This window comes from Corallococcus sp. NCSPR001, assembly GCF_017309135.1.
Taxonomy (GTDB): domain Bacteria; phylum Myxococcota; class Myxococcia; order Myxococcales; family Myxococcaceae; genus Corallococcus.
On the sequence record NZ_JAFIMS010000002.1, the window covers coordinates 1,364,947 to 1,377,257 of the forward strand.

Below are 12,311 nucleotides of genomic sequence, written 5' to 3' on the forward strand. Positions count from 1 at the left end.
CCCCGCGGCCTACCGCGACGCGAGCATGACCTCCGTGGGGTCCTTGCCGGTGAATGCACTGGCAAGGCCCTGGGCCAGGGAGCGGTGCTCCGCGTCGCCCAGCGTGGCGAGCCGGTCCTCGGCGGGGTGCGCGAAGCGGGCGGCGAGCGCGTCCAGGCGGCGGTGCGCTTCGGTGATGCGCTCGCGCGGGACGCGGCCGGACTCCACCGCCTTCACCAGCGCTTCGATGGCGGTGCGCTGCACCTCCGCCTTGTGGCACACGAGGAACAGGTCCACGCCCGCGAGCGTGCCCTGCACCGCGGCCTCCGCCACGGAGTAGTGGTCCGCGATGGCCTTCATCTCCAGGTCATCGCTGACGACCACGCCGTCGAAGCCCAGCTCCTTGCGGAGCAGGTCATGCAGCGCGCGGTGGCTCATGGTGGCCGGGACGCCCTGCTCCAGCGCGTCGAACAGCACGTGCGCCGTCATCAGCGACGCGAGCCCCGCCTTCGCGAAGGCCTGGAACGGCACCAGCTCCACGCGGCGCAGGCGCTCCAGGTCGTGCGGCAGCTTCGGCAGGGTGAGGTGGCTGTCCGTCGTCGTGTCGCCGTGGCCGGGGAAGTGCTTCCCGCAGGACGCCACGCCGCCGGCCTCCAGTCCCTTCGCGAGCGCCACGCCCAGACGGCCCACCTCCACCGGGTCGCGGCTGAAGCTGCGGTCGCCAATCACGGGATTGGCCGGGTTGGTGTCCACGTCGAGCACGGGGGCGAAGTCCCAGTCGAAGCCCACGGCGCGCAGCTCGTGCGCGAGCAACCGGCCCACGCGTTCGGCCAGGGACTCGTCGCCGCGCTGTCCCAGCTCGCGCATGGGAGGCAGGGCGGTGAAGGGCTCACCGCGAAGGCGCGCCACCCGGCCACCCTCCTGGTCCACGGAGAGGATGAACGGCCGGCCCGCGCGCGTCTTGATGTCACGGCACAGCGTCGCGGTCTCCGCCGCGGTGCCCACGTTGCGCTTGAAGAGGATGGCGCCGTAGATGCCGTCGTCCATCAGCGCCGCGAGGTCGGCGTCGATGCGGGTGCCAGGGAAGCCCACCATGAAGAGGCGGGCACAGTCGCGGTACAGGGCGGAAGCAGGGCTCACGGCCGCGCAGTGTGGCAGAGCCCGCCGCCCATGGGGCATTACGAGCGCATGCCGAGCGTCGGCTGCCTGTCAGGGCACGGGGCGGGCCGACCCTCAAGCTGTCGGGCAAGGGCCTCCGGCCAGAACGTCTCGAAAACCTGTCCGACAGTCGGACAGGCCTTGAAGGCCGAGGCCGACAGGGGCTCCCGCCACAGCCGAGGGGCGGAAACCTGTCGGACAGTCGGACAGGTCTTGAAGGCTGAGGCCGACAGGGGCTCCCGCCGCAGCCGATGGGCGGAAACCTGTCCGACAGTCGGACAGGTCTTGAAGGCCGCAGCGGGCAGGGGCCCCGGTCCAGCCGGGCGGCGAAACCAGTCGGACAGTCGGACAGCTCTTGGAGGACCGTGACCAGGATTGCTTCCGCCGCAGCCGGGCGGCGGAAACCTGTCCGACAGTCGGACAGGTTTTGGAGGAGCGCCGCCGGGGCGGGCGGGGCTACTTCCGGAGGAGCGTGCCTTCGAAGAAGAACGCCAGGCACGCGGCCAGGATGAGCCACGTCCACAGCGGTACGGCGGGCTTGTCCGCGTCCCCCGTGGAGGCCTTCACCGTGTCCTCGCCGAAGTAGGCCGTCAGCGTGTCCGGCGGCACGCGCGTCAGGTCGCTCTCCGCCGGGTCCAGCGTGGCGGCGAAGTCCAGCGCGGCCACGGGCTTCCCATCCGCGCCCAGCACCGCGTGCACTCCCGGCTCCACCGTGGGGCCCGCCACGAACGAACCGTCCGGCTGCGCCTTCACCGGCAGTTCGCTGCCATCCGGCGCGCGCACGCCCGCCACCTTCTGCGTGCCCTCCGGGCGCAGCGTCACGGTCTCGCCCACGCGCACGCGCACCTCCTCGCGCTCCTCCAGCGAGCCCGTGAGGTACGCGGCGAAGCGTTGCATCAGCGGCAGGAAGCTCGTGCGGATGGCGAAGTCACTCCAGTCGCGGTCCACCGTGCTGGTGAAGAGCGCCACTCGGCCCTTGCCCCGGCGCGCCACCGCCACCGCGGGCGCCCCGTCCTCGTACGTGGCCAGCACCTGGCTGGTGCCCGGCGCGGACGGGCTGTCCGCCTCCAGCAGCATGTACTTGTAGAAGCGCGCCCCGATGAGCCCCTCCTCCGCGCGGCCCGTGAAGGGCGCGAACAGCGGATGGTCCACCTTCACCTGCGCCAGCTTCGCCGTCTTCGTCTCCGCGTCCGGGTCTTCCCGCTCGGCGCTCGTACGCACCAGGCGCAGGGGTCGCGGCAGGAGCTTGCCGAGCCGTGAGTTGTACGCCTCCGGGTTCACGTGGTCGCCCACGCTCACGAAGAGGCCTCCGCCGTTCTCCACGAAGGCCGTCAGCTTCTGTGCTTCTTCCTCCGACGGCGCCGTCGTGTTGAGCAGCAGCACCAGGTCGTACGCGCTGAAGTCCTCGCGCAGCCCCACCTCCGCGTCGCGCACCGCCACGTCCACCGGCGAGCCCGGCGACGTGAGCGCCGCGTCCACGAAGAAGGCCTCGTCCCGGTAGCGCGTCGCGTGCGGCGAGCCATTCACCACCAGCGCCTTCAGCCCGCGCGGCACCGGCAGCACGAAGGCCCTCCGGTCATCCTCCGCCAGCGCGTCCGGCGCGAGCGTCACCTGGCCCACCACCGTGCCGCCCTGCGGGAAGCGCACCGTCAGCGTCTTCTGCGTCGTGCCGCCCGCGGGCACGTCCACGAAGCCCTTGGCCAGCGTGGACTCGCCCACGCGCACCGCGGCCTCCAGGTCCTTGGCCGGCTTCGTGCCGAAGTTGCGCACCGTGAAGGTGAATTGGTACGCGCGCGGCCCCGCCTGCAGGGCGGGCTCCACGCGCAGGTCCACCAGCGCGTGGTTGTCCAGCGACTCGCGTCCGGACGCCACGTCGCGCAGCACGACCTCCGGCTTCACCATCGCCCCCGTGGGCCCCTTCACCGTGGGCGGCGGCGCTTCCAGCCGGAAGCCGGAGCCCGTCATGTCGGAGACCACCACCAGGCGCTTGCCCGGCATGGGGTTCTCCTCCAGCGACCGAGCGGCCATGTCCAGGCAGCGCGACAGGTCCGCGGTGCCGTAGGTGGGCTTCGCCTCGTCCACCAGCGCGCGCAGCCGCGCCCGGTCGAAGCCCGGCGGCGGCGGCGCTTCCGGCGCGCCCGTGCACACCATCACCGTGGCGGGCTCCTCCGGCAGCAGGTCCTTGAGCGCGTCGCGCGCCTCGTCGCGGCCCTTCTCGAAGTTCGACGTGCCGTCCGACCAGCGCATGGACAGCGACGCGTCCAGGATGACCGCCGTGGCCGCGGGCCCGCGCGTCACCGTGGCCGCCTGCGCGTCGCGGGTGAACTCCGGCCGCGCCAGCGCGATGGGGATCGCCAGCAGGATGAGCGTGCGCAGCGCGTACAGGAGCAGCCGCTTCAGCTTCAGCCGGCTCGCCGTGCGCTTCTGGCTGCGCAGCACGAACGCGAGCGGCCCGAACGGATGCGCCCTCGGCCGGCGCCGGTCGAACAGGTGCACCAGCACGGGGATGAGCGCACCCAGCGCGCCCAGCAGGAACCACGGGTTGCCGAACGTCACCGGCGCCTCCCTCGGCGTCCCAGGAAGCGCAGCAGCACCTCATCCAGCCGCTCGTCCGTGCGCACCAGCTCGTAGTCCACGTCGGCCTCGGCGCACTTCGCCTTCACGTCCGCGAGGAACGCGCCGAACTCCTCCAGGTAGCTCTGCTTGATTTCGCGCGGGTTCACCTCGATGCGGCCCTCGCCCTCCATGTCCAGGAAGAGCGTGGGGTCGTCGAAGGGGAACGTCAGCTCCGCGGGGTCCACCAGGTGGAACACCGCCACGTCGTTCTTGCGCTGCCTGAGGGCCAGGATGCGCTTGAGGGCCTCCTGCCGCTCATCCAGCAGGTCCGACAGCACGATGACCGTGGAGCGCCGGGGCAGCACCTCCGCCAGGTGATCCGCCGCGCTGCCCAGGTCCGTGGGGCCCTTGGGCTGCGTATGCTCCAGCGTGTCCAGCAGCACGTTGAGGTGTCCGGCGGAGGCGCGGGGCGGCACGTCCTTGAACGCGCCGCCCACCATGACGGCCAGGCCCGCCGCGTCCTGCTGGCGCACGAGCAGGTAGCTGAGCGCGCCCGCGAGCGTCTTGGCCACCTCCAGCTTGGACATCGCGCCGCTCTGGTAGCCCATGGACGCGGACGCATCCACGACCATCACCGAGCGCAGGTTCGTCTCATGCTCGAAGCGCTTGACGTAGTACTTGTCGAACTTGCCGTAGGCCTTCCAGTCCAGGTGGCGCAGCTCGTCGCCGGGGGCGTACTCCTTGTGCTCGGCGAACTCCACGCTCTGGCCCTGATGGGGGCTCTTGTGGAGGCCGGACAGCACGCCCTCCATCACGGCGCGGGCGCGCAGCTTCACGCCCTGGAGGCGGGACAGCGTCTGGGCGTCGAGCAGCGACATGGGATGGAAGCGCCTAGCCCTTCACCACCGTGAGGAGCTGGTCGATGAGCTTCACGGACGTGATGCCGTCGCTCTCCGCGGTGAAGTTGGGCAGCACGCGGTGGCGCAGCACGGGCCTCGCCAGCGCCCGCACGTCCTCCACCGTGGCCACGAAGCGGCCGTTGAGGATGGCGCGCGCCTTGGCCGCGAGCACCAGGTACTGGCTCGCGCGGGGACCCGCGCCCCAGGACACGTTCTTCGCCACGAAGTCCGGCGCGCCCGCTTCCTTGGGGCGCGTGTGGCGCACCAGCTCCACCGCGTAGCGCACCACGTGGTCCGGCACCGGCACGCGGCGCACCAGCTCCTGCAGGGCGAGGATGCGCTCGGGGGAGAGGATCTTCTCCAGCTTCGGCGGCGCGCCGGCGGTGGTGCTCTTGACGATCTGCACCTCCTCCTCGGCGGTGGGGTAGCCCACGTCCACCAGGAACATGAAGCGGTCCAGCTGCGCTTCGGGGAGGGGATAGGTGCCCTCCTGCTCGATGGGGTTCTGCGTCGCGAAGACGAGGAAGGGCAGCTCCAGCGGGTACGTGCGGCCACCGGCGGTGACGCGGTACTCCTGCATGGCCTGGAGGAGCGCGGCCTGCGTCTTGGGCGGCGTGCGGTTCACCTCGTCCGCGAGGATGATGTTCGCGAACAGCGGGCCCTGCATGAAGCGGAAGGAGCGGCGGCCGGTGGTCTTGTCCTCCTCCAGGATGTCCGTGCCGGTGATGTCCGACGGCATCAGGTCCGGCGTGAACTGGATGCGGTTGAAGGACAGGTTGAGCACGTCCGCCAGCGTGGAGATGAGCAGCGTCTTCGCCAGGCCCGGCACGCCCACGAAGAGGCAGTGGCCGCGGCTGAAGAGCGAGATGAGCAGGTGCTCCACCACGTCCCGCTGGCCGACGACGCGCTTTTCAATCTGCTCGACGATGGCGTTGCGGGCCTGGGCAAGCTCTTCGACGGCGCGCAGGTCCTCGGGGGTGGCGTCGGACGGGGGAAGAGGGGCGGGGGCGGCGCTTTCCATGGAAGGGTTCTCTTAATCGGCGCGGAGGGGGCGGACCAACGGTTTCCGTCGCCCTGGGGCCCCGAGCGTGGGGTGCCAACCGTTCCAGGGACCCGGTATTCCTTCGTGGACGGCCACGGGTCCGCCTGGCCCCGTGCCTGCCCCCCGGCCTGTTTCAGTGCCCCCTGGACAGGGGGAATGCCGGACCGTGGACACACTGCTTACGTTCCCAAGGCACCTGCGATGGGGCAGGGCAGGCATGGGAGCACGGCATGCGTTCAGCACGGCGAGTCATCTGGGGCGGGTGGGCACTTCTGGGCGCGGGACTCCTCGGGCTGGGAAGCACCGCGTGTGGTGGTGCTTCGGCGGAGGAAGCTGGCGATGTGACCGCCAGTGCGGAAGCCCAGGACACCCCGGTCCCCGCGCCGGCCCCTCGGACGGCTGCTCCCTCGCCTGGGACCCAGGCGCCGACGCAGGCCCCCGCGGCGGAGGCGCCCAAGCCCACGGCCCCGGCGGCGAGCCCCTGGTCCCTCACGCAGGGCGGTCCCCAGGACGACACGGGCGCGGGGCTGGCGGTGGGGAAGGGCGGAGATGTGCTGTGGGTGACGTCCGGCACGCCGCGCTCGGATGAGGACCGGGAGCAGGTGGACGGCGAGCGGCTGGTGCTGACGCTGTCGCGCTACTCGGCGGACGGGACGAAGCAGTGGGCGAAGGAGTTCGAGCGCAACCGCCTGTCGGACCTGCGCGTGGCGGGCTCCACGGGAAATGACGGCGCGGTGTTCCTGTCCGGCAACGCGTTCCTGTACTCGGCGGACTTCGGGCTGGGCGAGGCGCAGGACGGCTTCCTGGTGAAGTTCACGCAGGCCGGTGAGCCCGAGTGGCAGCGCCGCGTGGGTCAGAAGGTCTACGCGGTGGCGGCGGACGCGGCGGGCGGCGTCGTGGCCCTGGGCGAGGAGTGGACGCCGGAGGCCCACACGCCCCAGTTGGTGCGCTACGCGGCGGACGGCACGGTGGCCTGGACGAAGACGTTCAACGGCGCGAAGGAGGGCACGCTGCTGTCGGCGGTGGCGCTGTCCGGGACGGGCACGCCGGTGGTGGCTGGGCGGTTGGTGGGCCCGGTGACGGTGGACGGGCGCACGTTCGACGCGCAGGGCACGGGCGGCTTCGTGGTGCTGGCGTTCGGCGCGGACGGCGCGCTGGCCTGGGGCCGCGAGGTGCCGGGCGTGAACGGGCGCGTGGGCTCCGTGTCGGTGGGCGCGGACGGCACGGTGGCGGTGGCCGGCGAGGCGGTGGGCCTGCTGGTGTGGAACGGCGTGGCGCTGGATGAGGGCGGTCCGTTCGTGCTGACGGCGGCGGCGGACGGGCAGGAGCGCTGGGTGAAGCAGCCCACGTGTGGTGCGACGTCCGTGGGCACGGTGGCGGCGGTGGAGCCCTCGGGCCCGGTGGCCACGGCGTGCGGCGACACGGTCACGCGCTACGCGGCGGACGGCGCGCTCCTGGGCACGAAGTCGCTGGCGCCGGAGTCGTGCGAGAGCGGCACGTGCTCGCTGGCGACGACCACGCTGGTGGCGGCGCCGGAGTCCGGGCTGGTGGTGTCCGGGTGGCAGCGCGACGGCGCGGGGAACACCTGGAACCAGGATGCGTTCCTGCGGCTCGTGACGCCCTGAATTCGAGGTTACGTGGTCGCCAGGCCCGCGGCTCGTACTGCGTCCTGTACGAGCCCGCGGAGCCAGGCGTGCTTCGGGTCGCCCTCGTTCCCCAGATGCCAGGCCAGGAGCATCTCGATGGGAGGCATCGGGACAGGCAGGGGCCGAAGCGCGAGTCCGAGTGCCTTCGCGTGCGCGGAGGCGAAGCTGCGCGGAAGGACGGCGAGCCGGTCCGAACCTAGAACGAGCGGCAGTGCCAGGGAGAACGTGGTCACCACGCGCGTCACGCGACGCGGGAACCCCTCCTTCTCCAGGAGCACGTCGATGCCGCCACGGCGCGACTGCGCGAGTGGGGCCACCAGGACGTGCTCCCACTCGGTGAACCGTTTCAGGGACATGCGCCCGGTGGCGAGCGGATGCGCCCCGCGCATGACGCAGACGAAGTCGTCGACGAACAGGCGTTGTGAGCGCAGGTCCCGCTCCTTCGCGACCTCCGGGACGATGGCGATCCCGCCGTGCTCCCGCAGGAACGTCCCCAGGTCCGGCGTCTGGGTCCGCAGCGTGAGCAGGGCCCCGGGAGCCCGCGCCCCGAGGAGCCGGTCGAGCGTCGGCAGGAGCAGCTCCGCGACGCGGTCCGACGTCGTCACGTAGAGGTCCCAGGTCGCGGTCGCCGGGTCGAAGGGACGTCCCTGGTCGAACAGTCGTCCGGCCGCGAGCATCACCTCCCTGGCGGGCGCGCGAAGCGCCTCGGCCCGCTGCGTTCGCACGAGCGACCTTCCGTTGCGGACCAGGAGCGGGTCGTCGAAGTCGACGCGCAGCCGGTGCAGGGCATTGCTCGCCGCCGCGGGCGTGATTCCCAGCTTCTTCGCCGCGCGTGTGACGTGAGCCTCCTCGAGGAGATGATGAAGCGCGCGCACGTGGTTCAGGTCGAAGGCCGAGAGTTTCACGGCATGAACAATAGGCCTTCTGACCATCAAGTTCCGCGAATTGATGCCGCCCCGTAGCTTGAGGGCCATGAACGCACTCACCTACAGCCGCTTCGGCGGTCCCGAAGTCCTGCGGCACACCCAGCAGCCGGCGCCCCGTGTCCGCGCTCACCACCTCCTCATCCGAGTCCGAGCCGTCTCGGTGAATCCCATCGACGGGAAGATCCGGCGTGGCGCGCTGAAGTTGCTCAGCGGTGCCCGCTTCCCGAGGTCACCGGGCTCGGACTTCGCCGGTGTCGTCGAGGAGGTGGGGCCGGGCGTCGAGGGCTTCTCGGTCGGAGACCGCGTGTTCGGCTTCCCCGGAAGCATGCGGGAGGGAACGCTCGCCGGGCTCATCACGGTCGCGGCGAACTCCGTCGCCAGGGTTCCGTCAGGGCTCGACGACGTCGGGGCCGCGGCGGTCTCGATGGTGGGGCTCGCGGCGCTCCAGGCAGTGCGTGACGTCGCGCGCGTCGCTCCCGGTGAGCGCGTCCTCGTCAACGGTGCGACGGGCGGGGTGGGGCTCATGTTGATTCAACTCGCCCGGTCGCGTGGCGCGCACGTCACCGCCGTCACGTCCGCCGCGGGTCTGGACACGGCGCGGAAGTACGGTGCCCAGGGGGTCCACGATTATCGCGCCCGGCCGCTTTCGATGCTCGGCGAGCGTTTCGACGTCGTCTTCGACCTGAGCACGAAGCTGTCCTTCGCGGAGGCGCGGGACCTCCTCATGCCTCACGGCAGGCATGTGGGGTTCGAGCCGTCCCCTCTGTCGCTCATGGCCTCCGCGCTGCTCGGCCCGTTCCGTCGCCAGAAGCAGCTGCTGCTCGTCACAAAGCCGTCCGCCAAGGACCTCGCGGAGCTCGCGGAGAAGTTCCAGACCCGGGAACTCCTCGCGCCTCCCGTGGAGGTGTTCGAGCTGTCCGATGCCCAAGCCGCGTTCGAGCGGTCCGAGCGAGGGGGCGTCATCGGCAAGGTCGTCATCCGCGCGGCCTCCTCGCCTTGAAGTCCCTTCGCAACCCCACACACCGCCGCATCCAGGAGCCACCCATGTCCACGCGTCATCTCGTCGATCCGTCCCTCCTCCCTCTCATCGCCTACCCGTTCCTTCCGGGGCTCTCCCGCGAGAACCTCGCGGACGGCCGCACGTTCATGGACCAGATGATTGCGTCCATCGCTCCCCGAAACACCGCGCTTCGCAGTGAGGTGCGCATCCCCGGGCTGCACGGAGCGCCCGATGTCCGGCTCGTCATCCAGACGCCGCCGGGCCAGAGCACGGCACCCCGGCCCGCCGTGCTGTTCCTGCATGGCGGCGGCATGGTGATGGGCACCGCCGCCATGGGCGAGGGCTTCGACGCCGAGCTCGCCCTCTCGCACAACACTGTCGTCGTCTCGGTCGACTACCGCCTCGCGCCGGAGGTGCCGTTCCCGGGTCCCATCGACGACGCCTACGCGGCGCTGCGCTGGGTCCACGCGAATGCCGCGTCACTCGGCATTGACCCGTCGCGAATCGTCCTCATGGGTCAGAGCGCGGGTGGCGGGCTCGCCGCCTCGCTGGCGCAGCTCACCCGCGATGACAACGGGCCACGGCCCGCGGCGCAGATCCTCATCTACCCCATGCTCGACGCCCGCACGGGGACGGCCCTGGAGGTGGACCCCAACCCGACGACAGGCGAGTTCTCATGGACGCGTGCGCACACGCGCTTCGGCTGGGAGTCCCTGCGCGGGGACTACGTCCCGACCGACTTCCGCGCCGGGCACTTCTCCGCGTCGCTTGGCCAGGACGTCTCGCACCTGCCCCCTGCGTTCATCGCGGTGGGCTCGCTCGACGTCTTCTTCGACGAGTCCATGGACTACGCCCGCCGCCTCTCCCGCGCGGGAGTCCCGGTGGAGCTCCACGTCTACCCTGGAGCCATCCACGGCTTCGACGCCATCCCGAATGCCTGGATGAGCATGAGCTTCAAGCGCGAGCTGAACGACGCGCTCACCCGTGCGCTCCGGGCGCCGACCGAGCTGACGTCGTGAGCCCTGTTACCACGCGACCTCGATGCCCCCCGTGTCCTGTGCCCAGTCGGTGATGGCGCGGTCGCGGGTGAGCAGCGGCAGTCCGAGCCTGCGGGCCGCCGCCACGATGAGCCGGTCGAAGTGGTCTCGATGCTCCCAGTCGAGCCGGGCCGCCTCCCGGACATCCGCTTCGCTCATGGCGTCGTGCACCAGCTCCGGACATTCGATGTCCGACCACCATGCGTCCAGGGTGGTGGGGAAACGCAGCTTCCCGCCCTGGGCAAGCAACCACGTCTCCAACACGACGGGCGCGGGCACCACCAGGTAACCGCGCCGGTGCTCGAAGGCGGAGAACGCGCGCTTCGCCGTGGGCCCGAGCTTCTGGAACTGCTCTCCCGCGTAGAAGAGCAGGGCATTCGTGTCGAGCACGTAGCCTTCACTCAAGCTCCAGCACCTCCGCGGAGGTCAGGGCCGAGCGCTGGAGCCGCTGACTGGGGCTCTCATCAGGAGCCTCCAGGTCACCCACGATGCGCAGGGAGCCTCGAAGCTTCGACTTCCGTTTCCGGGCAGGGCGCACCTTTCGCTCTGCTTCCAGCAGGGCCTCCAATCGCGAGGGCGCGATGAGGAACGCCTTCAATTCATCGTGCACCGTGATGGCGGTGAGATGCCGCTGGGTGGCCGCCTGCTGCACGAGCGCGCTGAGATGGCTGCGTGCTTCACTGAGCGGGATGCGCTGCATGGGCAGGGGCCACGTGGGCGGTGAGGCGGCGGCGCGACGCGCGGTCGCGGGACGAGGAGGTGTCCGCCGTCGATGTTTGCTGGCCATGGTGTACGGATAATAGGCACAGGTCCGACACACCCTCGGGCCCGACCGTCAGGCCGCTGCGGCGGTGTTCAGCTTGAGGTCCTGGTTCAGACCCGCGTCCTTACGCACGCGCCAGATGTACTGGTCCAGGAAGTAGTGGTGCAGCGCGAAGCCCCAGATGAAGCCTTCCATCAAATCTCTCAGCGTGAGCCCACTGCTTCCCAGCGCCAGCTTCGCGTCGAACGCACCGCAGCCCGGGTGCACGCCCATGCCGCAGCCCAGGGTCCGGTACACCAGCGTGAACGTGAGCCCGCAGAGCGCGTAGATGATGAAGCGCTGGCTCACCTTCGGCGCCCAGCCGAACGCGGTCCGGTCCACGCCGTCCGAGTGGTAGCGGTTGCGGTGAAAGAACCAGACGATGCCGTGGTACTGCACGTTGTGGAACGCCGTCACCGCCACGGTGAACATCAGGAAGTCCATCCGCCGCGACACCGACGGCCAGAACACCAGCGACGTCAGCCCCAGCGCCGCGCCCAGCATCAACAACTTGGGCCCGTTCACCCCCAGCCCCCGGCGCCACCGCCACACCTGCCTCGCCGCCAGCACCCCCACCACCCCGAGCACCACGGCGAAGCACGCGTGCGCCACCCCGACCTCCCAGGTCGGCTCCGCCATCAGCCCCAACCGGCGCCGGGCTCCCGGATGCGTCAGCGCGAACGCCACGAACGGCGCGAGCAGCCCCACGTACAGGGTCACGCTGTCCAGCCGCCGGTCCCACGCGTCCCGCTCTCCGGCCTTGCGCTGGTAGAGCACCATGATGCCGTAGTGCTGCCGCACCACGTGCCAGTACGCCCACAGCGCCGCCAGCGTCACGAACACCGCGAACGGCCACCGCTGCCCGGACAGCACCGACGCCGCGAACACCGCCGGCCCCGCCGCGAACCACCCCAGGCTGCCCCAGAGCAGCCGGGCTCGCGCCTTGCGCTCCCGAGCGTCCAGGTACGTGCGCGACACCGTCGCGAACAGGTGCGGCCCGTCCAGCAGCAACACCCACGCCCACCAGAGCGGCGGCCCGCTCACGCCTCCCAGCACGTGCAACGCCATCAGCGCCAGGCTCGCGCCCAGTCCCCCCACCGTGGAGAGCAGGTCATGCCGTCGGTCCACCAACCACCGCGCATGCAGGGGAGCCGGGGCGAAATGGGGGACCGCGTTCATCGAGGGACTCCCGTCCGGTGGGCCCGGACTGCTTCCTGGGGGAAACGAAGTCCCAGGATAGCGGGGACATACACGTAAGTCAGATGC

At 71.0% G+C, this 12,311-nt stretch carries 11 protein-coding genes; 3 read left to right on the top strand and 8 right to left on the bottom strand.

The window, feature by feature from the left end:
* Positions 1-9: 9 nt before the first annotated feature.
* From nagZ to JYJ93_RS07740, 4 genes are all read right to left on the bottom strand, one after another.
* Positions 10-1,119, bottom strand: coding sequence for a beta-N-acetylhexosaminidase (gene nagZ / locus JYJ93_RS07725; RefSeq protein WP_206787617.1), 1,110 nt, complete (start codon positions 1,117-1,119; stop codon positions 10-12).
* A gap of 474 nt (positions 1,120-1,593) precedes the next feature.
* Positions 1,594-3,693, bottom strand: a complete 2,100-nt coding sequence (locus tag JYJ93_RS07730; RefSeq protein ID WP_206787618.1) for a BatA domain-containing protein — start codon at positions 3,691-3,693, stop codon at positions 1,594-1,596.
* A complete protein-coding gene (locus JYJ93_RS07735; protein ID WP_206787619.1) occupies positions 3,690-4,571 on the bottom strand; it encodes a DUF58 domain-containing protein in 882 nt (293 codons plus the stop codon). The genes JYJ93_RS07730 and JYJ93_RS07735 overlap by 4 nt, the downstream gene beginning before the upstream one ends.
* A 13-nt stretch (positions 4,572-4,584) precedes the next feature.
* On the bottom strand, positions 4,585-5,613 hold the full coding sequence (locus tag JYJ93_RS07740) for a MoxR family ATPase (protein WP_128799546.1): 1,029 nt from the start codon (positions 5,611-5,613) through the stop codon (positions 4,585-4,587).
* Between the two features lie 362 nt (positions 5,614-5,975).
* Between JYJ93_RS07740 and JYJ93_RS07745 the strand changes: the two genes are divergently transcribed.
* Positions 5,976-7,259 carry a hypothetical protein gene (locus JYJ93_RS07745; RefSeq protein ID WP_206787620.1) on the top strand — a complete coding sequence of 428 codons (1,284 nt, stop codon included), beginning with the start codon at positions 5,976-5,978 and terminating at the stop codon, positions 7,257-7,259.
* An 8-nt stretch (positions 7,260-7,267) separates the two neighbouring features.
* On the opposite strand, the gene JYJ93_RS07750 is transcribed toward JYJ93_RS07745, so the two are convergent.
* Positions 7,268-8,185 (bottom strand): LysR family transcriptional regulator, encoded by a 918-nt coding sequence (locus JYJ93_RS07750; RefSeq protein ID WP_206787622.1) that lies wholly within the window; start codon positions 8,183-8,185, stop codon positions 7,268-7,270.
* Positions 8,186-8,252: 67 nt separating this feature from the next.
* On the opposite strand from JYJ93_RS07750, the gene JYJ93_RS07755 reads away from it, so the two are divergent.
* Together JYJ93_RS07755 and JYJ93_RS07760 are read left to right on the top strand one after the other, a co-directional pair.
* Positions 8,253-9,206 carry an NAD(P)-dependent alcohol dehydrogenase gene (locus JYJ93_RS07755; protein ID WP_206787623.1) on the top strand — a complete coding sequence of 318 codons (954 nt, stop codon included), beginning with the start codon at positions 8,253-8,255 and terminating at the stop codon, positions 9,204-9,206.
* Between the two features lie 44 nt (positions 9,207-9,250).
* The gene (locus tag JYJ93_RS07760; protein WP_206787624.1) at positions 9,251-10,225 is read left to right on the top strand and encodes an alpha/beta hydrolase; all 975 of its coding nucleotides are present in this window, start codon (positions 9,251-9,253) and stop codon (positions 10,223-10,225) included.
* Positions 10,226-10,231: 6 nt separating this feature from the next.
* Here the strand turns inward: JYJ93_RS07760 and JYJ93_RS07765 are convergent, their stop codons facing one another.
* The 3 genes from JYJ93_RS07765 to JYJ93_RS07775 form a co-directional block, all read right to left on the bottom strand.
* Positions 10,232-10,648: a type II toxin-antitoxin system VapC family toxin gene (locus tag JYJ93_RS07765; protein ID WP_206787625.1), complete on the bottom strand. Its 417-nt coding sequence runs from the start codon at positions 10,646-10,648 to the stop codon at positions 10,232-10,234.
* Complete coding sequence (locus tag JYJ93_RS07770; RefSeq protein WP_206787626.1) at positions 10,641-10,943, bottom strand: type II toxin-antitoxin system Phd/YefM family antitoxin; 303 nt, start codon at positions 10,941-10,943, stop codon at positions 10,641-10,643. The genes JYJ93_RS07765 and JYJ93_RS07770 overlap by 8 nt, the downstream gene beginning before the upstream one ends.
* 135 nt (positions 10,944-11,078) lie before the next feature.
* On the bottom strand, positions 11,079-12,224 hold the full coding sequence (locus JYJ93_RS07775) for a hypothetical protein (RefSeq protein ID WP_206787627.1): 1,146 nt from the start codon (positions 12,222-12,224) through the stop codon (positions 11,079-11,081).
* Between the last annotated feature and the right edge of the window lie 87 nt (positions 12,225-12,311).